This is a genomic window from Streptomyces sp. NBC_01255 (assembly GCF_036226445.1).
In the GTDB taxonomy this organism is placed as follows: Bacteria; Actinomycetota; Actinomycetes; order Streptomycetales; family Streptomycetaceae; genus Streptomyces.
In genome coordinates, this window is record NZ_CP108474.1 from 1,023,878 (window position 1) to 1,047,163 (window position 23,286).

Here is a 23,286-nt window from a genome sequence, read left to right on the forward strand (position 1 = left end):
TCAGCGGGTCGCCCGTACGGCGTCGAGGATCACGTCGGTGACCACGGCCGGACGGGAGACGGCCACGGCGTGCGACGCGTCCACTTCGGTGATGTGCGAGCCGGCACGCCGGGCCATCCACCGTTCGGCGGCCGGCGGGATGTTCTTGTCGGCGGTGGCGATCAGCGCCCAGGACGGGATCGTCTTCCAGGCCGCTTCCCCGGCCGTCTCCTCCAGCGCGGCGGTGGCGACCGGGCGCTGGGTCGCGGCCATGACGGCCGCGTCGGCGGTGGGGACATCGGCGGCGAACTGCCGGTGGAACTTGGCCCGTTCGATGACGAGTTCGGTGCCGCTGCCACCGCCGGGCAGCGGGTACGACCGCGGGTTCACGGTGTCGCCGAGGGTGGAGCCGGGGAACTTGGCGGCGAGCTCGGCCGCGCTCTCGCCCTTGTCCGGGGTGAACGCGGCGATGTAGACGAGGGCCTTCACACGGATGTCGCCCAGCGCGGCGCCACTGATGACGGCGCCGCCGTAGGAGTGGCCGACCAGGACGACGGGTCCCTCGACGGCGGCCAGCACGCTGCGCAGGTAGGCGGTGTCCGCGGCGAGACCGCGCAGCGGGTTGGCGGGGGCCAGGACGGGGTAGCCGGCGCGCTGCAGCCGCCTGATCGTGCCGCTCCAACTGGAGGCGTCGGCGAACGCCCCGTGGACTAGGACGATCGTGGGCTTGGGTCCGTGCCGGTCGGCGCCGGCGGCGGCCGGGCCACTCGCGGGTGCGGCGGGTGTGGCAGGTGTGGCAGGTGCGGCGGGTGCGGCGCCCATGAGGGCGGCCAGCGTGGCCGGCAGGGCGAGGGCGAGGGTGCGCCTCTTGGGGTGCATGAGGGTTTCCTTGTCGGGTGGTGAGGCGTTCGGGTGCGCTCGGGCGGGCGGGAGGGTGCGCCGATGGGGCCGAGCGGGTGCGGCGGTCGGGCGGGGCCTCGCCTCAGAGGCCGTACGCCTCCAGGAGCCGGAGCCAGACCTCGCTCACCGTCGGGAAGGCGGGCACGGCGTGCCACAGGCGCTCCAGGGGGACCTCGCCCACGATGGCCACGGTGGCGGTGTGGATGAGTTCGGTCGCCAGGGGGCCGGTGAGCGTGCAGCCGACGACGACTCCCCGGGTCTCGTCGACGACGAGCTTGGCGTGGCCGCGGTAGTCGTCCGCGTGGAGCGCGGCGCCGGCGACGTCGTCGATGCGGTACTCCACCGTGCGTACCGCGAGACCCGCTTCGCGTGCCGCGCGTTCCGTGAGACCGACGCTCGCGACCTCGGGACGGGTGAAGACGGCCTGGGGGACGGCAATGTGGTCGGCCTCCGCGCTCCACGGCTGTCGGCCGCCGGTGACGGCCGGGCGCCCTGCTGCCCGCTCGGCGATCGCCGCCGTGCAGGCGCGGGCCTGGTACTTGGCCATGTGGGTCAGCGGCGCACGGTGATTCACGTCGCCGACGGCGTAGAGCCATGCGCCCTCGACCGCGGTGACCCGACAGGTGTCGTCGACCGGGAGCCAGTCGCCTGCCGGCAGTCCGACGGAGTCCAGGCCGAGGTCCGCGGTGCGCGGGCGACGGCCGACCGCGGCGAGGACCTCGTCGCAGACGAGGGCGGTGCCGTCGTCCGTGTTCACGGTCACCGTGCGGGTGTCGGCGTCACGGGCGACTCGGACGGCCGACACCCCGAAGCGGATCGTGACGCCCAGATCGCTCAGCCCCCGGGTGACCTCTTCGCCGGCACACGGCTCCCAGCCGGTCAGCAGGGCCTGGTCGCGGACCAGCAGAGTGACGGAGGAGCCGAGCGAGCGCCACGCGGTGGCCATCTCGCAGGCCACCGCTCCCCCGCCGATGACGACGAGCCGCTCGGGCACCGCGTCGGCCGTGGTGGCCTGCCGGTTGGTCCACACACCGATCCGGTCGAGCCCTTCGACCGGCGGAAGGGCGGGCTCCGTGCCGGTGCAGACCACGACCGCGAGCCGGGCCCGAAGGGTGTGGACCGTGCCGTCGGCCCCGGTCACCTCCACCCGGCGCTCACCGGCGAGCCGTCCGTGGCCCCGTACGAGCGCGATGCCCGCACCGTCGAGCCAGTCGGCCTGGCCGGTGTCGTCACCGCGCCCGGTGAAACGGTCACGCCGGGCCAGGACGCGCGCCGGGTCGAGTGCCGCCGTGACCGACTGCCGGGCCCCGTCGACCGACCGGGCCGCCGCTCGGGCGGCGCCGGGTCGCAGCAGGGCCTTGCTCGGCACGCAGGCACGGTAGGAGCACTCGCCGCCGACCGCCTCGGCCTCGACGACGACGGCGGTCAGTCCCGACCGGACGGTCCGGTCGGCGACGACCTCGCCGGCCGGACCGCCGCCGACCACGACGACGTCGTACGTGTCCTCCATCAGCTGCGCACCAGGGGGGTGTCGACGAGGTGCTCGGCCAGGAACCACACCTGTGCCTCGCCGGTGCGGATGACGTCGGAGACGAGCAGGTCGGCGCTGCCCTCGTCGCCCTCCCCGGAGAGCCGGGCGGCGGCGTCCCGGGCGTCGATCAGGATCCGTTCGTGCGCGTCGAGGAGCCGCGACAGCATGACGGGGACCGGCTCGACGCCGTCCGGCGGCCGGGGTATCGCAGTCAGCTCCGCGACGTGGCGCGGGTCTCCGACCGCGACGCCGCCGAGGCTCTGGATCCGCTCGGCCAGCGCGTCAACGATGGCCAGTTGGGCTTCCGCGTGCTTGTCCAGCATCAGGTGGAGCGAGTAGAAGGTAGCCCCGCGCATGAGCCAGTGGTGCTTCTTGTAGAGGGAGTACAGGATCTGCGTGTCGGCGAGTACGCGGTTCAGCCGCTGGCACGCGTACATGCGGGTGTCGTGGCCGAGACCGATCGGCAGCTGCTTGAGCGTGCCGAACGCCTGGGTCTCGGCGCCCTTCTGATGCAGCAGCGGCTGGCCACCGCCGTGCAGGGTCGTGAGGGTGTCCATCGGGTGCTCCTGTTCGGGAGAGAGGGTGGGAAGGGCCCGGCCGCCCGGTCGGGGGTACGCGGGCGGCCGGACCCGGTCTGTGCGGCTCGCGCTCAGCGGTCGGCGATCGCCGGGGCGGGGGGCCGGTGCAGAACGAGCCGGGTGAGGAGTCCGCTGCCGAGACCCGCCACGAGCGCGAGGGCGGCCCACCACAGCGGGTACGGCGTGAGGCCGAGGGCCGCGTCGAGGGACCAGGCGCCGGGTCCGGTGGCGGCGAGGGCGGCGGCGGTGCCGACGAGGACGAGCGGGTACTCGTATCCGTCGTTCTGCACCCAGAGCCCGTGGCGCCATTTCACGGTGAGCGCGACCGTCATGACCCCGATGACGCCGGTCGCGGCGAGCGGAGTCAGGAGGCCGGCGGCGAGCAGCAGGCCAGATCCGATCTGACCACCGCCCGCCGCCAGGGCGGTGAGGGCACCGCCGCGGAAACCGTCGGCGCGGAACTCCTCGGTACCACCCTCGAGCCCCTTGCCGCCCAGGTGTGAGCTGATCTTCTGCACACCGTGGCCGGCGACGAGCAGTCCCACCAGCAGACGCAGGATCAGAATGCCGGTGTCCACAGGGGTCAGCCGGCGGCGTGCGCGCCGATGACGGCCTGCGCGTACACGACGCCCAAGCCGTAAGCGCCCGCGTGGGCCTTGACGATCTCCATGACCGCGCCGTACGACTCCTGGCGCGCCCAGTCGCGCTGCAGTTCCAGGAGCACCTGCACCCAGGTCACCGGGACGGCGCCGGCGGCGATCATCCGCTGCAGCGCGTGCTCGTGGGCGGCCGGGCTGACGCCGCCGGAGGCGTCGGAGACCACGTACACCTCGTACCCCTGCTCAAGGGCGGAGAGCGCGGGCAGCACCAGGCAGACCTCGGTCCACAGGCCCGACAGGATGATCTTCTTGCGCCCGGTCGCCTTGACCGCCGCCACGAGCGCCTCGTCCTCCCAGGCGTTCATGGACGTACGGTCGATGACCTCGTTCTTGGGAAACACCTCGGCGAGCTGCGGCAGCAGAGGCCCGGAGAACGACTCGGCGGCGACCGTGGTCAGGACGGCCGGCACATCGAATGCCTGAGCCGCCTTGGCAAGACCCACGGTGCTGTTGATGATCGCGGCGCGATCGCCGCTGCCGGTGCCGAAGAACATCTGCGGCTGGTGGTCCACGAAGAGCATGACCGAGTTGTCGGGCGTGAGCAGATCCTTGCTCGGGGCGGCCTGCACCTTGTTGATGTCGAACATGAGGGGTCCTCTCGAAGCAATCGGTAACGTGCCCGCCGCGTCCGCGGCTCGGCACTTCTTCAAGCTACGAGCGCCCCGACCGACCGGGTTGACCTCCTGCGCCCAGGGGTTGGCACGACAGCGCACAACCGGTCAAGGACCAGAGCCGCGCGGTGTCACGGGCGCGAACGCACAAGGTCGCGACGCCGGCACACTCGCCCTGGGACTCCTCCGAAACGGTGCGCAACCACAGCCCAACCCAACGAAGGGTCGCCTCACCAGCGGAAACACCGTCAGGAACGGGCCGCGGCTGGGGAGAATCGACCGCGTAGGACGGCGTCACGGTGAAAGCCCCGGAAACGAGCAAAGTCGCAGGCCAGCCCGACTCGTACAGCAATCTGCGCAGGTCAGCTCGTTGCGGGCGACGGCTTCAAGAAGATCTCCTCGCCACCTCAACAGGTCATGTGTCGCTCTAACCGCCCTTCAGGCTGCTTCCCAAAGGCCGGCGTCCAGGATCCGTGCGGCCTTGGTGATGCTGCCCGGCATCAGGTGCCGGTAGGTCCGGTACGTCTCCTCGATGGACTTGTGGCCCATCCATTCCGCCACGTCGGTGATCGGGAAGCCGCTGCCGAGGGCGTTCGAGGCGAAGTAGTGCCGGAAGCCGTACATCCCGACACCTTCTTCCGGCGGGAGGTCTTCGAAGAGCCTCTTCACCCGGCGTCGCTCCATGCCTTCGGTGAAATAGCCGCCCGGGCCGCGCAGGAGGTAGCCCTCCTTCGTGGTGCCGTGCTTGGCCGCGTAGTGCTCGATCGCCTCCCGGACCGATCGTGGCAGAGGAACCTCCCGGAACTCCCCCGTCTTGCGGTGCTTCAGCTTCGCCGGCTTGAGCGTGTTGGAGTGGATCTGCTCGCGCACCCGGTACACGTCCTGGGCTACGACGTTGTGGACGTTCACCGCCCGCGCCTCACCATTCCGCAGGCCACATCCCGCCATCATGACGATTTCCAGCGCAAGGTCCTCGTCGGCAACCTTCAGCGCCTTTTTCACATAGGCGAGGGACGGGATGGCGACCGTTGCCCGCACGTACTCCGGTTCCTGGACACCCTTCACCGGGTCGTCCGCCATGGCCCCCTTGGCATAGGTGTCTCGCAGGATGGTCTTGAGGGCGCGGAATACGTTCACCTGGTTTCCTCGGCCGACCCCGTCGCTCTCCATCTCGTCCAGGAAGCGTTCGACCACGATCGGTGTGACCGAGTCCAGCTTTCGTGATCCGAGGCGGGGGACGATGTGCACGCTGATCGAGCTGTCGACGTGCTCCCCCGTGGAGTAATCCGTCATCTTGCGCTGCCGAGGCCGCCACTGCTTCGCGTATTCCTCGACCGTCTGCTGCCCCAGTTCCCGGCGGGTCGCCGCCACCGACGGCGCTGTCGTCTTCTTCTCCGCGTACACCTGCGTGAGGCGTTCGATCGCCTCGTCCTGCGTACCGAAACCGGACTCCTCGCGCTGCCTGCCGAGCGCGTCCCGGAAACGGATCGAGTACGGGTGAGGGCAGCGGGTGGGCTTGGCACAGCCGCAGTCCTTGAAGAAGGACCCCATGCCACGGGCGAGCTGTCGGGCCATGTCACGCACCATCCGTTCCAGCCCAAGAACTTGCTCAGGCGCCGCACTGTAGGTCGCAGGTCAGCAAGCGGGTACACGTCTGGGACGCATGCTGACCGTTTGCTGACCTGAGGGGGGCACATAATGCCCCTGACCTGTGGCGACGCCAAATAGTCAGATCTTAGACTTAAACAGAGTGCGCAGCACTTTGGACTCCTCGAAGACGGCTCCCTGCCTGCTTTCTGCAGGTCAAGGGCGGTCTCGACTCTACACCGACACCTCCGACCGATGTTTGTGAGGAACATCGCTCCGGTCAGACGAGACGGCTCCCTACCTGGGCTTTCGCCCCGTCACCGACGCCTGTACAGGCGATCCTCCGGGAGCGCCCGGCGACTCATGCTGACCTACCTGATGAGCCATCAACCATGCGGGAGCCCCCTCTATACACACGAGGGACGTGCGTCCACGCACCACCCACCTGTCGGGCACCGACATCACTCTGGATTCATGGAACACGGCCCCTTTGGCCATCGGCCGGTCGACGCTTGACTGCTCCGCAAGCCAGCTCGCTGCTTGCCTCCCGCCCGAGGCCCCTCGGCAGCGTGGAACTCGCGAGCGAGGCGGGGCCAAGGCGTCGACGCCGGCCCGCCCGGACCGAAGCCCAGGTCACGCGCCCCTGCGCACTTGCGTGCGCCGCTCCTCCCTTCCGTACGGTCCGGCCGATGGTGAACCACCCGCGCACGCCGTGAGGAGAGCTGTTGAAGCCGACCGAGGAAGTGCTCCAGGAACTGACCCAGCCGTCGAACATCTCCATCCACTCCGACGACGCACTCGTCGGCAAGGTGAAAGCTGCCATCGCGGCGGACGACAAGAAGCGGAAGGAGAACGATGACGAGCCGCTCCGCCGGAAGCCCGACCTCGCCCCGATCCCGCAGACGGAGCTGCCCCGGCAGTTCGAGGTGACCCTCTGGGACGTCCTCCACACCCTCGCCCGGGCCACCGCCCTGTCGTGGCGTGGTGCGGGCCGGGGACTGGCGGAACACTGGGGAGCGCTCAAGTACACACAGGCACTGGCGGGCGGTCGCAACTCCTTCCTCGGCCTCACCGACGAGGGCCACCGCATCGCGGACCACTACAAGTCGCTGCAGTCCGGCGAGCTCGGCATCGGCTTCGCGCTCACGCTCACCGAGCACATGCTGGGCAGCCACAGCGACGCCGCCACCTCCGCCGAGCAGCTGGCCTCCGCCTCGGCCCACGCCGAGGCAGTCCACATCGGAGTGTGGAACGAGACCCCCGGCCTGCTGTTCAGCACGCAGCTCCCGACGGACGGCGGCACGATGACCGTCCACGCCCTCCAGGCACTCGGCAGCGGTGGCCGGCTGTCCCCGGCGGAGGACCGGGAGGCGAACCTGAACGCCCCACCGTTCCAGTCGAACGTGATGCCTGACATCCACCCGCCGACCGAGGGCCTGGTGGCACCGGAACCCGTACGGGGCTGCCACGTGCAGGCGAAGGACTACGCCTGGTTCCAGGAGTCACTGGCCCACACCACGGCAGCGGGCCTCATGGCGTTCACTGGATCCGGCCACGCCACCGCCCGCCACCTGACCGACCGGCAGGGCCGCAAACGCTTCACCGGCCTCGAACACGCGGCCAGCATGAGCATCCAGGACGCCGCCCACACCCTCTTCGGCAACGAGTACGTCGGCACCGACCACGTCTTCCGCCTGAACGGCCCCCGCGTCGAAGCCTTCTCCGGCGTGGACGCGGAGGTCTTCCGACTCCTCGCCAGGGGCGACATCGAGGAATACCGCGCCCTCGTCCACGCGAGCCGCCACGTCCGCCCCCGCCTCACCTTCGACAAGGACTGGGGCGGCCCCGTCTCCGTCCACGCCGACGGATCGGTCCTCGCCCTGCGACTGCTGCCGGGGCAGGACGAGGAGCCGCGTCCGGGCTCCCCCCGCTGACATCGGAAGGCTGCCGGGACCGGCTCATCCCAGAGCCGGTCCCGGCGGCAGGACGACGTACACGCTTGCTCAGAGCGACGCCTCGACTCCGAGGCTTCCGGCGCCGACGGCTCCCCTCAGCACGTGCGCGATCTCCTCGGGCTTGAGGTCGATGCCGTCGAGCCCCTCCAGGGTCAGTGGGACCTCCTCCAGCGCGTACTCGCCGCGGCCTTCGGCACTGAACTCGGGGCCGGTGCGGTCGTCGAAGGACCAGGTCGCGATGCGGGCGAGGTAGAAGAGCTGGCGCTCGTCGTCGGTCTCCAACGTGTGGAGGAGTCGGATGATGTCAGCCTTTCCCGCGATCTCCTCGTGGATCTCCCGGTGGAGGGCGGCCTCCCGGGACTCGTCGCTGGGCTCGACGCCGCCGCCGGGCAGGACCCAGTACTCGGGGATGCCGGGCCTGGTGCGGCGGATGACCAGCATCGTGTCGTCGGCGGTGACGAGGACGGCGCGGACTCGTTCGATCATTTCGGTTCGTCTCCTTGCTTGTTGAAGGTCTCAGTGGAGCAGACAGCCGCCGTCGACGTGGACGGACTGCCCCGTGATGAACGAGGCGGAGGGGCCCACGAGGAACGCCACCAGGGCAGCGACGTCCTCGCATGGCCACCAAGCACCTCGCCATGTCCGAGACCGCCATCGCCAAGCCGGCCTCCGCAGCCGGCGACTCCTGGGCCGCCCACTACTCCCCCGGCCGCTGGGCCCACGAATCCGGCATGATCCTCTCCCGCCTCGGCGACCTCGACGCCGCCGAGGAACACCTCCACCTCGCCCTCGACATCCACGGCCTCGACCGCCGCCGCACCCGCGCCATCGTCCTCGCCGACCTCGGAGCCGTACGCCTCCGGCAAGGCGACGTCGACGGAGCCCTGGCCACCTGGCGCGACTTCCTCGACTGCGCCGATGGCATCCGCTCGGTGAAGGTCCAGGCCGCCCTTCAGGACATGCGGGTCCGCCTTCGCCGGTACAGCGGAGTCGCGGAAGCTCAAGAGCTCCGAGAGAGGGCGATCCGCAGCTCGCAGTGATCCGGCATGCAGCAGTCGTGCGGAAATCGAGCACAGCTCCGAACCTCAGCCGGTCGCACGTCGCCCCTGATCCCTCAATTTCATTGAACAGTCATCTACGTGGCAGTACGCGGCTAAAGTCACCGCCCTGACAACACCTGCCCCGCCGCAAGCGGGAGCCCATTCAAGCCCGAGAACTGGGCGACGCACGCAGGGGAGCGTGCATCTCGCAGGAACAGAGGGGGACCCAAACGTGGCCCAGAACCAGAGACCTCAGCGTACGGCGGAGGACAAGAAGAACTTGCGCGTCGGCTTCGCGGAGTACCGCCGTCGAGCGCTGCGGGGTCTGGTCGAGAACGGGACGGCCGATCACACGGAGGCCGTCGCCGCGCGCCTGGCGGACCCCGAGGCGCGGTCCGAAGCGGTGAACGCGCTGGCGCGGCTGGGCGACTCCCGCGCGGTCGGGCCGTTGCTGCGCGAGCACCTGGCAGACGACTCCTCGTTCGCCCGGTGCGCCGGAACAGCCCTCGACCAGGTCGAGCAGCGCATCGGTGGGCCGCCGGAACCGCCGGCCTGGCGCGAGCTGGGCCCGGTGGTGTTCACCGCGCAGGCCGTGATGGGCGTGCCGTGGTGCGTGACCGAGATCCTGGTGGAGCCCGGCCAGACCGTCCGGGGTGGCGAACTCATGGCCATCCTGGAGAACGACGCGATCTGCCAGGAGCTGATCGCAGACCGGCCCGGCACGGTCACGGAGGTCCGGATCGCGGTGAACGACGAAGTCCCGGAGGAGGCCGTCGTCCTCGTTGTGCAGTCCCGTCGCCGGATCGGCTCGTACTCCAGTAGGGCTTCGACGTTTGGTGTGTTCAGAAGGCTGCGCGGTGAGTGCAATGAGCTGATGCATCGTCAGGGACGGTCTTCCCGGGGCTACGGGTCCGCAGTTGGCGCTCCAGGAACGGCAGAGCTCGCGGATCCTTGATGTACTCCAGCGTCTCCATGATTGCCGATTCACGCGTGGGGTCCGCCGCCTCGTCGAAGAAGGTGTCAGGGAAGGCGCGGGCAAGGTGTATCTGCGCTTCTCCGGGGCGCCGGCAGTCGTCCCGGTCGCGGCGCATGATCTCCGCCATGCCCCAGCCCGGTTCGGCCCGACCCGCCCGAATGGCGAGGAGCCGACGAAGACGCACCGGCACGGGCCGGACCCCGGACTTCCGCTTCGCATCCGCCGGGGTCCACGGGAGCCACTGTCAGACCTTGCCATCGCCGGCCAGACGCGTCCGCGTTCGCGTTCGCGTCAGGATGCGACCCAGCATGTTCTTGCCCGTACCCGTGGAACCTCGACCCCAGTAGTGGTCGGTGGTGGTGTCTTCCACGAGTCGCTGCTGGCCGGTTGCCAGCAGGATCAGCCGGATTTCCTGGTTCTGCATGAACTTCTCGTAGACCGCTCGCCGCATGACATCATCTTTGACCCCGTCCCAGTCACGACGCAGAGGATACGAGCGGGTGCGCCCGAGTTCGGCTGCCTGCATGACTGATGGCGCGCGGCGAATCCGGTCTGCGTGGGCAGTCCCGGCGAACTTCTGTGCTTGGAAGTAGTGTTCTGAGGTCGGCCACCGGAGCCCGTCGGCGAGGAAGGCATGCGGGGAGAAGTTGGAGAAGCAACCGTGCGGGATCTCATCGGCTCCGTAGAAGTAGATCGTCACAGGGTCGCTCACCTCTCTTCCGTACGAATGGGGTGGCTCGACTTCCATCCCCGCCGAAGCGCTGCGCAAGCCGCACCGAGTACTGGGCAGGCTAACCGCCTGACCCATACTCTGCACTTGGTTTCAAGGCCGGTCCGGTACGCCTTCACCGGGTCATGGGGCGGTAGATCGGGGGCGACGGCGAGGGTCGGCCCGTTCACCCGGCGCAACGGCTGACATCGGACGTCGGTGCCCGTCTCGATCCCGACGTGGAGCGGCAGTCCGTGACGAGGGGTGGTGGGTGGTGAGCTGGTGGCTCTGGGCTCTCGTGGGCGTCGGACCCGCGGTCGTACTCCTTTACGCGTTGCCGCTGAGGATGCTCCTCAACGAGCTTCGGTCGCCCGACACCCGATCGATGGGGTTCGACCTAGGGCGCGACGCGCAGGGGAACCGACTCTTTCTCGACACAGCCAACAACTGGGCATCCATGGTCGAGATCTACGACCGGGAAATCGCGCGGGAAGTCGACTTCCTGGGTGCGAACAGGCTCTCGTTCAACCGCCCGCCGGGGGACAGAGACTGGGGCCGACACTGGCTGAACCGCATCAGATATCTCCAGAAACCGGGCACCGAGAACCCGGAGAAGCACATCTCCTACATCGTGCACACCCGGCGGCATGCGGGGCTGCCGGATCTGGAGGGCCATGAAGTCGCAAGGGGCACTGATTCCTCTGATTCCCCTGCCTCCGAAGGCCCTTGAGGCGGCCGCGGGCTGTCGTTCGCGTTGCCTCGTGGTGGCGGGTCGTCGGCGTGAAGGATCACATGCTGCTGGAATTGCTCCATGGATTCGGCCTGGCCCCGCCCAACGGGGCCGGGGTGTTGAAGTGCGGGCCTTCGAGACGGCGGGCATCTTTGATCTCGCTGATCCTGGCAGCCGTCATCGGGGTCCACTCCCTCCTCTGTCCAGCGGCACGGAGGGCTTCTCCAACCTCGCTGAGCTTCACGGAGGACAACACGCCCGCCCGCTCGATCAGGTCGTCCCGGGCCACGGTGGTCAGCCATGTGCACGGAGTAAAGCCTGGACGCGGGAACGCGAACCGCAGCACGCCTTCGAAGGGCAGTCCTTCCGGGGCTCCTACGGCCACTTCAACGCCCAGGCCGCTGATGTCGACGCCCGCTGGCGCAACGACCTGCATCGCCTGAAACCCGGATGACTCCTCGTCCGAGAGCAGCACGACCGGGCGTCGCTCATCGAAGTCGACCCACCAGACTTCACCGCGTTGCATGTGTCCTCCTGGCACGAGACGGCGGGCGAACGCTGCATGCCCCGTGCGGGACACGGAAGGGATGCGGCCCCGTCTTCGCACGTCGTGACCGAGGGGCGGTGAAGACGGGCGCGGCCACCGTTGATCATCGGTGTGTGAAGACTGAAGATCATGCGGTGGCCGCGAGTCACAGCGTAGACCCTGCCCGCTGGCAGGAGGCGTTCGAGGTCCTGATGTCCCGGATAGCGGGCCGGTTCGCGCGGGTTGAACCCCGGCGTCGGGTGCGGGACTTAGTACTGGGGCTGCTGTCGGACCTGCCGCGCAGGAACTGCTGGAGCATCGCCGAGTGGACCGGGCAGGCCAGTCCGCATGGAATGCAGCACCTGCTCGGCCGGGCTAAGTGGGATGCCGACACCGTGCGCGATGACGTGCGCGAGTACGTGCTGGAACATCTGCACGACGACGATGCGGTGCTGGTCGTCGATGAGACCGGGGACGTGAAGAAGGGCACGCACACCGTGGGTGTCCAGCGCCAGTACACCGGCACGGCCGGGAGGATCGAAAACGCTCAGGTCGCTGTCTACCTCGTCTATGCAGGCCGCCGCGGACACGCGGCGATCGACCGCGAGCTGTACGTCCCGCGCTCGTGGACGTGCGACCCGGACCGCTGCCGGGCGGCGGGACTGGGCGAGGACACCGTCTTCGCGACCAAGCCGGAGCTGGCCGCCCGCATGATCGGCCGGTTCCTTGACGCCGGGCACCGTGTGGGCTGGGTCGCGGGCGATGAGGTCTACGGCGGCAACCCCAAACTGCGGGCCGCGCTGGAAGAGCGCCAAGTCGGCTACGTGCTCGCCGTTTGCTTGCTCGGCCGAAGTCACTACGGGCGCGGGGAAGTTCTGCGCGGATGCCCTGGCCGTGAAGGTGCCGAAGTGGGCCTGGCTGAAGCTGTCAGCAGGGGCCGGCGGCAAGGGGCACCGCTTCTACGACTGGGCCGTCATCGACCTGGCCGAACCCCGCCTCGGCAGCCACCAACTGCTGATCCGCCGCGACCGCACCACCGGTGAACTGGCTTACTATCGTTGCTGGTCGCCGGCTGCGGTGCCTTTGGGCCACGCTGGTGCGGGTCGCCGGGTCGAGATGGCGAGTGGAGGAGACCTTCCAGTCCGGAAAAGGCCTGGCCGGACTGGACGAGCACCAGGTCCGCCGTTTCACCTCGTGGTCTCGCTGGGTCACCCTGGTCATGCTCGCCCACGCCTTTCTCGCCGTCGTCCGCGCTGACGAACACTCCCGCCATTCCGCCCCGGACGGGCTGATCCCGCTCACCTGCAACGAGATCCAGCCACTATTCACCACGCTCGTCGTTCGGCCCGTGCACGGTGCAGCCCACCGGCTCGGCTGGTCCGACTGGCGACGCCGCCATCAGGCCCGAGCCCAGACCAGCCATTACCGCCGACAAGCCGCGAATCAGACCTGAAGATCACGATCTACGGCTGGAGTACTAGTACTCCAGCAGGACTTTGATGTTTTGCCTGGTCAACGGCTTGGGTTTGGGGAGTGTAGCGGGGTGGTGCTGGAAGCGGGGCGGGTTCACCTGGCCCGTCCCGCGAACGAGTGCCCTCGCCGTGTGTAGTGACATCGGGCTGGACAGCCACCATGTGTGACTGATGACGTAACCGCCAACGAGTGGGAACACGAACTGGAAGAACTCTTCCTGCAAGTCGGGCACCGCTTCTCACGTGTTGAGCCGCGACGCCGGATGCGGGACTACGTCCGTGGTCTGCTCGGCCCGGTGGGCCGCAAGAACTCCTGGCAACTGGCCGAGTTTGCCGGGCACTCCACGCCGGACGGACTGCAGCACCTCCTGGCGAAAAGCCGGTGGGAAGCCGACGGAATCCGTGATGACCTGCAGGGTTACGTCGCCGAGCACCTCGGCGCCGACGACGGTGTCCTGATCATCGACGACACCGGCTTCGTCAAGAAGGGTGTCACTTCAGCCGGGGTGCAACGGCAGTACTCCGGCACAGCCGGCCGCACCGAGAACTGCCAGATCGGTGTCTTCGCCGCCTACGCCACCACCCTGGGCCATGCCTTGGTCGACCGCGAGCTCTACCTGCCCAAGTCCTGGACCGACGACCTCGAGCGCTGCCGTGCTGCCAAGATCCCCAGCGAGCGTGGCTTCGCGACGAAGAACGACCTGGCCCGCACCATGGTCCTGCGAGCACTCGCCTCCCCGCTGCCCGTCGCCTGGGTCACCGCGGATGCCGCCTACGGGCAGGACTCCCGCTTCCGCCGGTTCCTGGAAGACGTCGGCCTGTCCTATGTCATGGCCGTACCGAAGTCCCAGCAGGTCCACGGCCCCCGCATCGACCATCTCATCGGCCAGGCTCCGCCAGAAGCGTGGCAGCAGCTCTCCTGCGGCGACGGCGCCAAGGGGCCCCGAATCTACGACTGGGCCGCGGCCCGGCTGCCGGCTGTCTGGGAATTCGACGGCGACGAGCCCACCCGCCAGCGATGGATGCTCGCCCGCCGCAGCATCACCAAGCCGGACGAGCTCGCCTACTTCCTCGCCTCGGCACCCCTGCAGGCAACCCTCACCGACCTCGTGGGGATCGCCGGCTGCCGCTGGAAGATCGAGGAGTGCTTCCAGAGCGCGAAGAACGAATGCGGCCTGGACCAGTACGAAGTCCGCCGCTACACCGGCTGGCACCGGCACATCACTCTCGCCATGCTCGCCCACGCGTTCCTGGCCGTCACCGCCGCCCACGCGAGGGAAAAAGGGGAACCGAGCAGAACACTCCCGACCTCGTGGACCTCACACCAGCCGAGATTCGCCGTCTCCTGGCAGCTGCCCACCGACATCCTGCTGCACAGGGCGACCACTCGATGAACTGGTCACGATGGCGCCGTCGGCACCAGGCCAGAGCCCGCAGATGTCACTACACACGGCGAGGGCACTCGTTCGCGGGACGGGCCAGGTGAACCCGCCCCGCTTCCAGCACCACCCCGCTACACTCCCCAAACCCAAGCCGTTGACCAGGCAAAACATCAAAGTCCGGCTGGAGTACTAGGTCCAGGTCTGTTGACGGCATTCCAGGTCCGGTGGAGCCGCCAGTGCACGAGGCTGACGTTTCCTCGGCACCGGGAATGCGTCACACACACGACGGGTGGCTTCAGAGCATCCTCTTCGAGCCCGGATGGAACATCAAATGCGGTCCTTGGCGACGCCAAGTAGCTAGATCTTGGGCGCGCAGTCCGCTCTCCTCGGGTCCGCCTCCGTCGCGGGCCGCTCGTCCCGGATCCGGTCCAGGTCGGGCTTCCCGAACAGAAGGGGCTCGGCAGCCGAGTCCCAGATCGTCGCCGCCGGATCGAGCAACTCTCGATCCGGGCCCGGTCCCCCGCCTCATACGCCTCGTACATACCGGTGATCACCGCTCAGACCGCCGAGGCGTCGGTGGCCGAGGCCCCGGGGCGAGCGGCCGAAGAAACGGCAGAGCGCGTGCGTCGGACACGGGAACCTCCAGGTCGGGCTCGATTCAGGCGGGTCACTCCAAGGGGTGCACGCCGGTCCCTCCGCCGTCCCATCTGCCGCCTCACCCGGGGAGATGCCCCGCCCTCTGCCGCCTTCCAGCCGCATCATCGTCGTACCGCAGGCGCCGTGGGTGTCGCCTTGGAAGCACAGCAGCAGGGGAGCAGGTCTGACACACAGAGCCCGCTGGCACCAAGATCTGGACCATTCCCGGACCAAACCACTGGCCTGAACCCCCAGGAGGACGCGGCCGTCCCCATGCGGTCAAGCGCTTCCGGACAGGTCAGCTGGGTGCGGCCTCGGGCCGTCGGCGCTCGGTGCCCTCTCCATGCCCGCTGCCGGGTATGCCAGGCCGGTCGTGTGCCGGCCGGGATGGCGGGCGGTGGCAGGACGCGGCAGAGCCCGGCCGGATGACTGTTACCGATCGGGCTCTGGGCGTGTGGGTGAGCAATGCCAGGGTCAGAGCGTCTCGTCGTGCAGGTCCTCTTCGCGCATCAGGTCGTCCTCGCGGCGGCGCGAGGGCTCCTGCTGTTCTTGCTTCTGTCCCTGCTCGCGGGACTTGCCCGGCCGGGGGTGTGCGGGGTCTCCGGGGCGCCGGTGTTCCTGCCCCTCGCGGCCCTTGCCCGGCTCCTGGCGCTTGTCCTGCTTACCGCCCATGACGGCGACTCCTTCATACGGGGTACGGATTTCTCACTTTCACGCTGACACGAACAGTCACCGCTCGCACGATTTCGGTTACGTCGTCAGTGGTGGCCACGCGCACGGTCGCCTGCGCCACCGTGGGGGTCGCTGCCCCCACAGTGCTCAAGACGCGGCCGTCAGCGGCCCGCGCGGTGACCCGTGTCTCAGGTGCCGTGATGATCGCCATCAGCGGGTTCCTCCTCCCGGAACGCCTGCCCGGTTGGTTGATGCGAGGGCGGTTTTGCCGCGGCTGCTCCTAACCTGACGCGAGCGCCTCACAACGAGCATCAGAGAATCGATCGAACGGCAGATCAGGTATCCGCATACGCTCTGCCTCCGGTCGCCGTCTTCTGCGACCCGACACGGCCGCACCCCATGCCCTGTCTGGAGGCCGAAGCTCACCCCCGGGGTGCACGGCTCGCCACCGCACTCGCAGCCGTTCCCGCGTTCGGGACCGCTGCGGAACGCGCCTCGGGCCGGACTCGACGCCTCCTCAAGGGGCGCGGCGGACGCGGGCGAGGACCAGAACCGTGTCGTCGGCCGGCGGGGCGGGCAGCAGGCTCGCGAGGATGCGGTCCGCCATGGCTTCCAACGCCCCCGGGGCTCCGCCCAGTTCGGCGCGCAATGCCTTCAGGCCGACCTCGAGGTCCCCGCCACGTGTCTCGATGAGGCCGTCGGTATACAGGGCGAGAATCGCGTTCCGGGGAAGTTCGATCTCGATCGTCCTGAAAGGACAGCCGCCGACGCCGAGAGGGACTCCCAGGACGTCGTCGATGGTCTCCACGGTGCCGTCCGGCCGGAGCACCAGGGGCGGGGGATGGCCGGCGCTGGCGATGCGGGCGCGCCCGCTCGTCGGGTCGTAGACGATGTACAGGCACGTCGCCAGCTCGATGCCGGCCTCCTGGGCGCACGCGTCGAGCTCAGTGAGCAGGTCGTCGGGCTCGCTGTCGTGCCTGGCCAGAGCCTTGGTGGTGATGCGAAGGCGGCCCATGGCAGCCGCGGCCGACACCCCGTGCCCCATCACGTCGCCCACCACGAGCACGACCCGGCCGTCCGGCAGATTGATCACGTCGTACCAGTCGCCGCCGACCTCGGTGACCCGGCTGCCGGGCAGGTACCGGTGAGCCACGTCCACGTACGGGCTGGTCGCCAACGCGCTGGGCAGCAATGCCCGCTGCAGTGTGAGGGCGATGTCCTGGACACGGCTGTACAGACGGGCGTTGTCCAAACAGATCGCAGCACGTGAGGCGAGCTCACCGGCAAGGCTGACATCGTCCTGGGTGAAGGCCGGCCGGCCTGCGGACCGGCCGAACATGGCGATTCCCTGGACGGTGCCCCTGGCGATGAGCGGGGCGACGAGGACGCAGGCCAACCCGCTCTCGGCCAGGAGCCGCGCGCGCGACTCGATGAGGACGGTCCGGGCCAGGAACTCATCGTTCACCACGGCGGAGATGGCACGACCGGTTTGCAGCATGTCGTGGATGACGGAGCCGGGCGGATACCGCACCGTTTCCACTCCGCTCACGAGTTCGGTGGCCGGAGGGGGCAGGATCGTCCCGGATGCGATCCGGCGGGTGATCAGTGGTCGCGCCGGGTCGAAATCCTCCGCTTCATCCATCCACTCCACGACTTCGACCACGGCTCCGTCGCAGAAATCCGGCATCGACGCGTCCACCAGCTCCTGGGCCGTGAGGTTCACGTCCAAGGTGGTCCCGATACGCTTGGAGGCCCCGTCCAGGAGAGCCAGTCGTCGCCGGCTGGCGGTGGCTTCCAGGATCGCCTGTTCCCGGTCCGTCACATCCACCATCAGCCCACCCACTCCGGGACGCGAGCCGACCGCCTGACTCAAGGGGAAAAAGCTCACAGACCGCACTTGGTCACGGTCCGGATGCCCCCGCGGGCGCATGCCGACCAGCGTCCCCACGACCGGCTCTCCGCCCAGGGCGACGTCGCGGAGCATGAGCTGGTACTCGCCACCGTCGGACATGATCATGACTTCGTCCATGTGCCGCCCGAGGTGCGCCTCGATCGGAAGGCCGTCCATGTCGGCGAGCGCCTGGTTGAGGTGGACGTACCGGAGGTCCGCGTCGAGCATGACCAGGCCGATGGGGCAGGTCTCGAAGAGGGCGTCGAGGAAGGCGAGGTTGGTCTTGACCCGATCGAGCTCGTCGCTACGGCTCGCCAGGATCATCACCGCCGAAGGCCCTCCGGCTCCGGTCACGGAGAAGACCCGGAAGCCGCAGTCGAAGACTGTGCCGTCACGGTGCCGTGCCGTCAGCCGGCCCCTCCAATACCCCTGGGTCCGGCCACGCTCCGTCAGTCGGGCGCACGATTCGGACGCGCTCTGGGGCCCGTCGGCGAAGAGAACGGCGCCGGGCTTCGACAGGACGGCGGTGGAGTCGTACCCGAAGAGGTCCCGCGCGCCCGGCCCCCAATAACAGACGAGGTCGCCGGCATCGATGCCGAAGACAGCCACCGGCACATGCTCGAGCAGCGTCCCCGGCTCGGACCAGAACGGGCCGTGAGCCTCCTCGCCCCCCGGCCGAGCCGATGGCACGAGACGTCCCCTTCCATCCGCCGTTCTATCCATTCATTATGCGGAGACCTTGGGCTTTCCGCGGCGGGAAGTGCGCCGCGGCGAGGACTGAGCCGAGAGAGACGTCCCCGGCCACCAGTGGGCGGCTCAGCGCAGCAGGGCGGCAACGGCGGCCGCCGGTTCGGCCGCGTCGGGTTCGTCGCCGCTGATCAGGTCCGGGTGTACGAACGTCGCCGATGCGGGTGACGATGCAGGCGAGGTCCGGGAGCTCCATCGGCGGCACGCGGGCCCCGCGGTCCACCTCTTCCTGAAGGCTCCCTGGATCTTCGCGACGATGCGGCGCTGCACGACGCCGGCCCTGGTGGTCATCAGTCGGAGGGCCGCCTTGGGCTCGCGGGACACGAAGGTGTGGACGTAGTCGGCCTCGATGATGCCGCGGGTGAAGTTCTCCACGATGGCGGCGATGCGGGATCCTCCCTGGCCCGGCGCCTCGGCCGCAGCCTGCTCCAGGGCCGGCTCCGTGAGCGATCAGCTGATCGCGGTTTCCGACCCAGGGAAACAGCACGGCTCGGCTGATGCCGAGCGAGCCGGCGAGGTCCTGCATGTCGACGCGGTCCCCGGCAAGATACCGCTGACGCGCGAGATCGAACGCGTCCATCAGGCTGCGGCGCGGGACCTTGCCCGCGGCCAGGTGCCGTGACAACGGCGTCTCCTCTACGACCACCACTGTTCTCGGACGCGGCGGGACAGCAGAAGGTGGCCATGCCCCAGATCCGCAACCGCCTGTGCCGCTGAGCCCGCCCCTGAACGACGGCAGCCCCCACCTCGACGGACGCTCCATAGCCGTCGCCACTCGTCTGACCTCAGCAGGCGGAGGAAGTTCCGAGGCGGTGTGTGACCAGACATCATTCGGCGCAACGGCCGGATAGGAAACTACGGATGGCTGCACCCTGCGGCTCACCCGGCCGACTGGCCATCTAAAGGTCGGACAGCGACACGCGGGCCCCCGCCCGGGCACGGGGCACGGGGCACGGGGCACGAACCAGCCCCCGTGATCACCGTCACCCCGGCGGACCGACGGCGATCCCGACCCCTGCATCCGCGAGGGAACCTCCCGTCGCCACAGGAACCCTCGAAGCGGCGCGGCAACCTAGCAGCGAATCCCGGGCCGGCAAAGCCGACGAAAGGAGCCGTCTCAACCATGGAACCGCAGCCGCACCCCTCCGAAAACAGCCGACCGCGCAGGCGTCAGCCCGTCGAGCCCGTCCTTAGGGACACTTCCGACGTCGCCACGATGCTCAGCATGTCCACGAGCTGGGTGTACAGGGAGGCGTCGAAGCTGGGCTTGAAGGGATACAAGCTCGGCCGTGGCAAGAATGCCAAGGTCCTGTACAGGAGTCTGCCCGGAGTCGAACCCCAGCTCCAAGGGCAGCAGTTGCCAGGCGATGTCGTTGTGCAGCCCGTACAGGGTCCCGATGGGCGTGTACGGACCTCCGGGCTTCCCGCAGCCATGGCCTTCCAGAGTCGGCCGCCGATCCGGCCGACTCCACCACGTACCTCGGTGAGGCGCTGGAGGCAGTCGACCACGTCCGCCGTCATAGCGCTTCGAGGTGAGCGAGGAAGGTGGCCATGAGGCGGGGGCGGGGGACGTCGGGAACAAGCGCGTCGGGCAGGTCGGCTTCCAGGCCCCACTCCGTGTTGAAGGTGATGCTGCTGCCGTCCGGGACGACGCTGTCCCACAGCCACTTGGCGAACTCCGCTGCGGCATGGACCGTGCAGTCCTCGATGGCGATACCTTCCGGGGATTGTTTGGTGATGCCCTCCAGTTCCTCCTCGCCGAGCGTGATGCCGAAGTGCATGACGGACCCGCGCACGGGGCCTTCGCCCCCTTCGTCGACACGGACGAACGTGTCCGTCTGCCGCTCGCGCAGCTTGGCCTCGATCCCCTCGTAGGTCAGACCCCAGGTGGAACCCTCGGCGGGGCCGAAGACGTACATGGTCCGGAGTTCGGCCAGTTCGGCTAGTTCGGACGCGTCCACGCGTTCGCTCCCTCGTCGTGCGCTGCTGCGGTTGGTGAGGGTACGTATCGGGCGTAGCCGTTGACGCCGTACGCGGCCGTCATGACGCGCCAGTAGGCCACGGAGTCCGCGTTGTTCGTGACCGTCTCGATGCCTCTCATCTCCTTGTTCCGAGGGTCGTTGAGAGCGGCGTTGTACTTCGCGAGCTCCTTGCGGTCCTTGTCGTACAGGAAGTCCTTCTTGCCGGACCGGTGGTTCGTGCGGAGTTCGTCGAGCGAGCGGTAGCACGGCTTGTTCGGGTTGTTGACGTACTTGGCCTCGATCGCCATGCCGTCACGGTTACGGAAGCCGTCGACCATCAGGGTGCTGTTGGCGCTGATGGTCGAGCGGGATGGGCACCTCGTATTCGGGGTATCCGGCGACCCGCTTCTCGTAAGCGATCTCGGCGGGATTCCCGCCGGACACGTCTCCGGCGCGCAGGGAGTTCAACCACGTCGGGAAGTTCTGCTGCTCGGGCGCGGTGAGGGACCGGAAGCGGGGGTCCTGAGGCGTCGGTGGGGCCATCGGCTGTACGCGAGGACCGTTCGGCGGTCGATGGACCACGGGGACCAGGAGGGGAAGCCGGATCAGCGGTGCGAGGAAGGGCGGCAGCGACGGGAGGGGGAGGAAGCCGCCTCCGTCAGGTTGTGGCATGGGAACCCTGGACTCCGAGCTGTCGAGCGCCGGCGGGATGTTGCCCGGGCGGGCGATGCGCGTGTCGCCCGTGACGAGTTCGTGGAGCCCGCCGTCGTGCCCCTCGCCGCCGAAGAGCGGGCGCTCCCAGATGGCGAGCGGCTCGCCGAGGAGCGGGCTGTCCTCTTCCGGGATCCGCTGCAGCGCGGTGCCGATGTGGTCCGCGTACGCCTCGCAGGCGCTGGCGATCATCCGGCACGCGGACGGCAGGCTCGCCATCAGGGTCTCCTCCTCGCCGGCTTCGGAGGGAGGCGGGGTCTTGCCCACGAAAACGGTGAAGAAGGTCTGGACCGCTTCGGCCGTCTCCCCGAGCTGCTGGGCGCTCGCGGTACGCCAGGCGCTGTCGGAGTCCCAGTAGGCGTTGTCGAGGATGCTTGCCGCCGAGCGCCACGCGTTCGCTGTCTTGGTGAGCTTGTCGCGCTGGCCGTGGAAGCGGGAGCTGAGCAGGTACTGGTCGGTCCAGCTGGTCTCGCCGACGGCCTCGGGCAGTTCCTCGGCGTTGTGGCTTCCACGTGGGTTGCAGTCCGGCCTGGGGGGCTGGGAGCCGATGTCGGGTGCTGTGCTCTGGCCGAGCAGGGACGCGGCGTTCGGGCTCTCCTGCTTGAGGAAGTCCTCGGCGGCCTTGAGCATGGCGCCGGCTCCGTTCGCCATCACCTGATGGGCAAGGCCCGCCGCCTCGAAGACCGTCTTCACCGCCGGCTTGTACACGGCGGCGACGGCACGGGCCGGCGTTGCCGTCTCCCGCCATCCCGCCATGAGCGCTGAGTTCGGTGAACAACAGACCCAGCATGTCGTAGATCAGGTCCCGCAGCCGCACCATGGACCACGAAGCGTTGACGTAGTTCCCGGCCTTGTGTTGAAGATTCAAGACTCCCCCGTGCCCTCACCCACCAGGCTGTCGGGGCTGGAGGCGGGCGCCGAGGCAGCCTCCGACGAGACCGCCCAGGCCACAGGCCAGACCCCTGCCACCACCCGGGCGCGGCGGGGTCGGGGCTTGCCATCGCCAGCACGGCGTGTGCGGCGGCCCCGGCGACGGTGGGGTTAAAGCTCGCGGCGAAGGTGGCCGGTGCAACACGGGTCAGGGGCATGCCACGCGCGGCGAGGATCGGACCAAGCAGAGAGCCGCGGGCGGGGCACAGGGTGCGCAAGCACAGCCACGCCCCGAGCGGCAGCAGCAGGGCCGCGACCTGCATCCGGAAGACGTCCGGCCGGGGGGCTGAGACGGCGAAGCGGCCCGTGCGAAGGCTGGCGGTACCTCCCCAGCCTGTGCGCAGCGTGGTGTGGTGGAAAACCCTATGCACCCGCCGAATTGCGGGCCGCAGGAGTGAGTAGCTCCAGCGCTTCCGCCCAGTGGAAGGGAGCCGCTCCCCCACCCGCCTCCGGACGGTGCGGCTCATGGGCCCCGACGAGCACGCCCATCTCCCTCAGCTGCTCCAGACTCCGGCGGTACGCCGGGTGGGCGGCCAAGGCAGCGTTCACGTACGGCAGGACCACTGTCGGGATGCCCATCCCGTACGCCTCGCACAGGATGCCCAGGGCAAGGGTGTCGGCGATGCCCGCCGCCCACTTGTTGATGGTGTTGAACGTGGCCGGCGCCACGGCGATGGCGTCGGCAGGCGGGAGCGGGCGCGGGTCGCCGGGGCCGCGCCACGCCGAGCGGATCGGGTAGCCCGTCTGCCGGGTGAGCGCCTCGGTGTCGAGGAAGCCGAGCCCCTGGGGTGTCGCGACCACACCCACGTCCCAGCCCTGTTTCTGCGCAGCGGTGATCAGCTTGTGGGCGTCACCCGCGATGCCTGCGGCGCAGACAACGATGTACAGGACGGGCTTCTTCGGCTGGTCATTCACTGCCTGTTCCCTTCACTGGAGGCCATGAGGCTCGCGGCTTCCTCGGCGCATCCCCATGAGAGCGTGACGCCGGCACCGCCGTGCCCGTGGTTGTGCACGACCTTCGAGGTCGGCTACTGCACCAGCCCAGTAACCGCCGAACGCTGCGCGGGCCCGCAAGTCGCCAAACACACCAACGGGGCCTAGCC

General features: G+C 69.0%; 23 protein-coding genes and 3 pseudogenes. 7 read left to right on the forward strand and 19 right to left on the reverse strand.

The window, feature by feature from the left end; genetic code table 11:
- The 6 genes from OG357_RS04210 to OG357_RS04235 all read right to left on the reverse strand — a co-directional run bounded on the left by OG357_RS04210 (nt 1) and on the right by OG357_RS04235 (nt 5,833).
- Nucleotides 1-858: an alpha/beta fold hydrolase gene (locus tag OG357_RS04210; protein WP_329619828.1), complete on the reverse strand. Its 858-nt coding sequence runs from the start codon at nt 856-858 to the stop codon at nt 1-3.
- A gap of 103 nt (nt 859-961) precedes the next feature.
- The gene (locus OG357_RS04215) at nt 962-2,389 is read right to left on the reverse strand and encodes a dihydrolipoyl dehydrogenase family protein (protein ID WP_329619829.1); all 1,428 of its coding nucleotides are present in this window, start codon (nt 2,387-2,389) and stop codon (nt 962-964) included.
- Entirely contained in the window at nt 2,389-2,967 is a 579-nt protein-coding gene (locus OG357_RS04220) for a Dps family protein (protein WP_329619830.1), read from the reverse strand. The genes OG357_RS04215 and OG357_RS04220 overlap by 1 nt, the downstream gene beginning before the upstream one ends.
- A 92-nt stretch (nt 2,968-3,059) precedes the next feature.
- Nucleotides 3,060-3,566 carry a DoxX family membrane protein gene (locus OG357_RS04225; protein WP_329619831.1) on the reverse strand — a complete coding sequence of 169 codons (507 nt, stop codon included), beginning with the start codon at nt 3,564-3,566 and terminating at the stop codon, nt 3,060-3,062.
- A 5-nt stretch (nt 3,567-3,571) separates the two neighbouring features.
- A complete protein-coding gene (locus OG357_RS04230; protein WP_329619832.1) occupies nt 3,572-4,234 on the reverse strand; it encodes a hydrolase in 663 nt (220 codons plus the stop codon).
- A gap of 462 nt (nt 4,235-4,696) precedes the next feature.
- A complete protein-coding gene (locus OG357_RS04235; protein WP_329619833.1) occupies nt 4,697-5,833 on the reverse strand; it encodes a tyrosine-type recombinase/integrase in 1,137 nt (378 codons plus the stop codon).
- A gap of 737 nt (nt 5,834-6,570) precedes the next feature.
- Between OG357_RS04235 and OG357_RS04240 the strand changes: the two genes are divergently transcribed.
- Complete coding sequence (locus OG357_RS04240; protein WP_329619834.1) at nt 6,571-7,779, forward strand: hypothetical protein; 1,209 nt, start codon at nt 6,571-6,573, stop codon at nt 7,777-7,779.
- Between the two features lie 69 nt (nt 7,780-7,848).
- Here the strand turns inward: OG357_RS04240 and OG357_RS04245 are convergent, their stop codons facing one another.
- Together OG357_RS04245 and OG357_RS38770 are read right to left on the reverse strand one after the other, a co-directional pair.
- Nucleotides 7,849-8,286 carry an NUDIX hydrolase gene (locus OG357_RS04245; protein WP_329619835.1) on the reverse strand — a complete coding sequence of 146 codons (438 nt, stop codon included), beginning with the start codon at nt 8,284-8,286 and terminating at the stop codon, nt 7,849-7,851.
- Nucleotides 8,287-8,316: 30 nt separating this feature from the next.
- Nucleotides 8,317-8,397 (reverse strand): hypothetical protein, encoded by an 81-nt coding sequence (locus tag OG357_RS38770; protein ID WP_443066794.1) that lies wholly within the window; start codon nt 8,395-8,397, stop codon nt 8,317-8,319.
- A gap of 20 nt (nt 8,398-8,417) precedes the next feature.
- Here OG357_RS38770 and OG357_RS04250 point away from each other — a divergent pair, with 20 nt between their 5' ends.
- Both OG357_RS04250 and OG357_RS04255 read left to right on the forward strand, forming a co-directional pair.
- Nucleotides 8,418-8,840 (forward strand): tetratricopeptide repeat protein, encoded by a 423-nt coding sequence (locus OG357_RS04250; RefSeq protein ID WP_329619836.1) that lies wholly within the window; start codon nt 8,418-8,420, stop codon nt 8,838-8,840.
- 232 nt (nt 8,841-9,072) lie between these two features.
- The gene (locus OG357_RS04255) at nt 9,073-9,795 is read left to right on the forward strand and encodes a HEAT repeat domain-containing protein (RefSeq protein ID WP_329619837.1); all 723 of its coding nucleotides are present in this window, start codon (nt 9,073-9,075) and stop codon (nt 9,793-9,795) included.
- Between the two features lie 265 nt (nt 9,796-10,060).
- Here the strand turns inward: OG357_RS04255 and OG357_RS04260 are convergent, their stop codons facing one another.
- Nucleotides 10,061-10,516 (reverse strand): NADAR family protein, encoded by a 456-nt coding sequence (locus OG357_RS04260; protein ID WP_329619838.1) that lies wholly within the window; start codon nt 10,514-10,516, stop codon nt 10,061-10,063.
- 283 nt (nt 10,517-10,799) lie between these two features.
- Between OG357_RS04260 and OG357_RS04265 the strand changes: the two genes are divergently transcribed.
- Nucleotides 10,800-11,255 carry a hypothetical protein gene (locus OG357_RS04265; protein WP_329619839.1) on the forward strand — a complete coding sequence of 152 codons (456 nt, stop codon included), beginning with the start codon at nt 10,800-10,802 and terminating at the stop codon, nt 11,253-11,255.
- A gap of 58 nt (nt 11,256-11,313) precedes the next feature.
- Here OG357_RS04265 and OG357_RS04270 read toward each other — a convergent pair whose 3' ends face one another.
- Nucleotides 11,314-11,781 (reverse strand): type II toxin-antitoxin system PemK/MazF family toxin, encoded by a 468-nt coding sequence (locus OG357_RS04270; RefSeq protein ID WP_329619840.1) that lies wholly within the window; start codon nt 11,779-11,781, stop codon nt 11,314-11,316.
- A gap of 212 nt (nt 11,782-11,993) precedes the next feature.
- On the opposite strand from OG357_RS04270, the pseudogene OG357_RS04275 reads away from it, so the two are divergent.
- Together OG357_RS04275 and OG357_RS04280 are read left to right on the forward strand one after the other, a co-directional pair.
- Nucleotides 11,994-13,234, forward strand: a pseudogene (locus tag OG357_RS04275) (IS701 family transposase).
- A gap of 183 nt (nt 13,235-13,417) precedes the next feature.
- Nucleotides 13,418-14,647, forward strand: coding sequence for an IS701 family transposase (locus OG357_RS04280; protein WP_443066622.1), 1,230 nt, complete (start codon nt 13,418-13,420; stop codon nt 14,645-14,647).
- Between the two features lie 1,098 nt (nt 14,648-15,745).
- Here OG357_RS04280 and OG357_RS04285 read toward each other — a convergent pair.
- The 3 genes from OG357_RS04285 to OG357_RS04295 all read right to left on the reverse strand — a co-directional run bounded on the left by OG357_RS04285 (nt 15,746) and on the right by OG357_RS04295 (nt 19,013).
- On the reverse strand, nt 15,746-15,943 hold the full coding sequence (locus OG357_RS04285) for a hypothetical protein (RefSeq protein WP_329619841.1): 198 nt from the start codon (nt 15,941-15,943) through the stop codon (nt 15,746-15,748).
- Between the two features lie 517 nt (nt 15,944-16,460).
- The gene (locus OG357_RS04290; protein ID WP_329619842.1) at nt 16,461-18,557 is read right to left on the reverse strand and encodes a SpoIIE family protein phosphatase; all 2,097 of its coding nucleotides are present in this window, start codon (nt 18,555-18,557) and stop codon (nt 16,461-16,463) included.
- A gap of 93 nt (nt 18,558-18,650) precedes the next feature.
- Nucleotides 18,651-19,013 carry a QsdR family transcriptional regulator gene (locus tag OG357_RS04295; protein WP_329625486.1) on the reverse strand — a complete coding sequence of 121 codons (363 nt, stop codon included), beginning with the start codon at nt 19,011-19,013 and terminating at the stop codon, nt 18,651-18,653.
- A 10-nt stretch (nt 19,014-19,023) separates the two neighbouring features.
- Here OG357_RS04295 and OG357_RS04300 point away from each other — a divergent pair, with 10 nt between their 5' ends.
- Complete coding sequence (locus tag OG357_RS04300; protein ID WP_329619843.1) at nt 19,024-19,203, forward strand: hypothetical protein; 180 nt, start codon at nt 19,024-19,026, stop codon at nt 19,201-19,203.
- A gap of 895 nt (nt 19,204-20,098) precedes the next feature.
- Here the strand turns inward: OG357_RS04300 and OG357_RS04305 are convergent.
- From OG357_RS04305 to OG357_RS04330, 6 genes and pseudogenes are all read right to left on the reverse strand, one after another.
- Nucleotides 20,099-20,542 (reverse strand): hypothetical protein, encoded by a 444-nt coding sequence (locus OG357_RS04305; RefSeq protein WP_329619844.1) that lies wholly within the window; start codon nt 20,540-20,542, stop codon nt 20,099-20,101.
- Nucleotides 20,524-20,850, reverse strand: a complete 327-nt coding sequence (locus OG357_RS04310; RefSeq protein ID WP_329619845.1) for a restriction endonuclease fold toxin-2 domain-containing protein — start codon at nt 20,848-20,850, stop codon at nt 20,524-20,526. The genes OG357_RS04305 and OG357_RS04310 overlap by 19 nt, the downstream gene beginning before the upstream one ends.
- Before the next feature lie 10 nt (nt 20,851-20,860).
- Nucleotides 20,861-22,009 carry a hypothetical protein gene (locus OG357_RS04315; RefSeq protein ID WP_329619846.1) on the reverse strand — a complete coding sequence of 383 codons (1,149 nt, stop codon included), beginning with the start codon at nt 22,007-22,009 and terminating at the stop codon, nt 20,861-20,863.
- Between the two features lie 136 nt (nt 22,010-22,145).
- Nucleotides 22,146-22,473 (reverse strand): annotated as a pseudogene (locus tag OG357_RS04320) (sulfite exporter TauE/SafE family protein); the annotation flags it as partial.
- A 73-nt stretch (nt 22,474-22,546) separates the two neighbouring features.
- The gene (locus OG357_RS04325) at nt 22,547-23,098 is read right to left on the reverse strand and encodes a flavoprotein (RefSeq protein ID WP_329619847.1); all 552 of its coding nucleotides are present in this window, start codon (nt 23,096-23,098) and stop codon (nt 22,547-22,549) included.
- A pseudogene (locus OG357_RS04330) lies at nt 23,095-23,199 on the reverse strand (FAD-dependent oxidoreductase); the annotation flags it as partial. The gene OG357_RS04325 and the pseudogene OG357_RS04330, both read right to left, overlap by 4 nt.
- Nucleotides 23,200-23,286 lie beyond the last annotated feature (87 nt).

What these genes read in the sequence shown, in the direction of transcription:
- OG357_RS04210 (WP_329619828.1), bottom strand. Translation starts at nt 858, where the DNA reads ATGCACCCCAAGAGGCGCACCCTCGCCCTCGCCCTGCCGGCCACGCTG.
- OG357_RS04215 (WP_329619829.1), bottom strand. Translation starts at nt 2,389, where the DNA reads ATGGAGGACACGTACGACGTCGTCGTGGTCGGCGGCGGTCCGGCCGGC.
- OG357_RS04220 (WP_329619830.1), bottom strand. Translation starts at nt 2,967, where the DNA reads ATGGACACCCTCACGACCCTGCACGGCGGTGGCCAGCCGCTGCTGCAT.
- OG357_RS04230 (WP_329619832.1), bottom strand. Translation starts at nt 4,234, where the DNA reads ATGTTCGACATCAACAAGGTGCAGGCCGCCCCGAGCAAGGATCTGCTC.
- OG357_RS04235 (WP_329619833.1), bottom strand. Translation starts at nt 5,833, where the DNA reads ATGGCCCGACAGCTCGCCCGTGGCATGGGGTCCTTCTTCAAGGACTGC.
- OG357_RS04245 (WP_329619835.1), bottom strand. Translation starts at nt 8,286, where the DNA reads ATGATCGAACGAGTCCGCGCCGTCCTCGTCACCGCCGACGACACGATG.
- OG357_RS04250 (WP_329619836.1), top strand. Translation starts at nt 8,418, where the DNA reads ATGGCCACCAAGCACCTCGCCATGTCCGAGACCGCCATCGCCAAGCCG.
- OG357_RS04270 (WP_329619840.1), bottom strand. Translation starts at nt 11,781, where the DNA reads ATGCAACGCGGTGAAGTCTGGTGGGTCGACTTCGATGAGCGACGCCCG.
- OG357_RS04285 (WP_329619841.1), bottom strand. Translation starts at nt 15,943, where the DNA reads ATGGGCGGTAAGCAGGACAAGCGCCAGGAGCCGGGCAAGGGCCGCGAG.
- OG357_RS04290 (WP_329619842.1), bottom strand. Translation starts at nt 18,557, where the DNA reads ATGGATAGAACGGCGGATGGAAGGGGACGTCTCGTGCCATCGGCTCGG.
- OG357_RS04310 (WP_329619845.1), bottom strand. Translation starts at nt 20,850, where the DNA reads ATGGCGATCGAGGCCAAGTACGTCAACAACCCGAACAAGCCGTGCTAC.
- OG357_RS04315 (WP_329619846.1), bottom strand. Translation starts at nt 22,009, where the DNA reads ATGGCGGGATGGCGGGAGACGGCAACGCCGGCCCGTGCCGTCGCCGCC.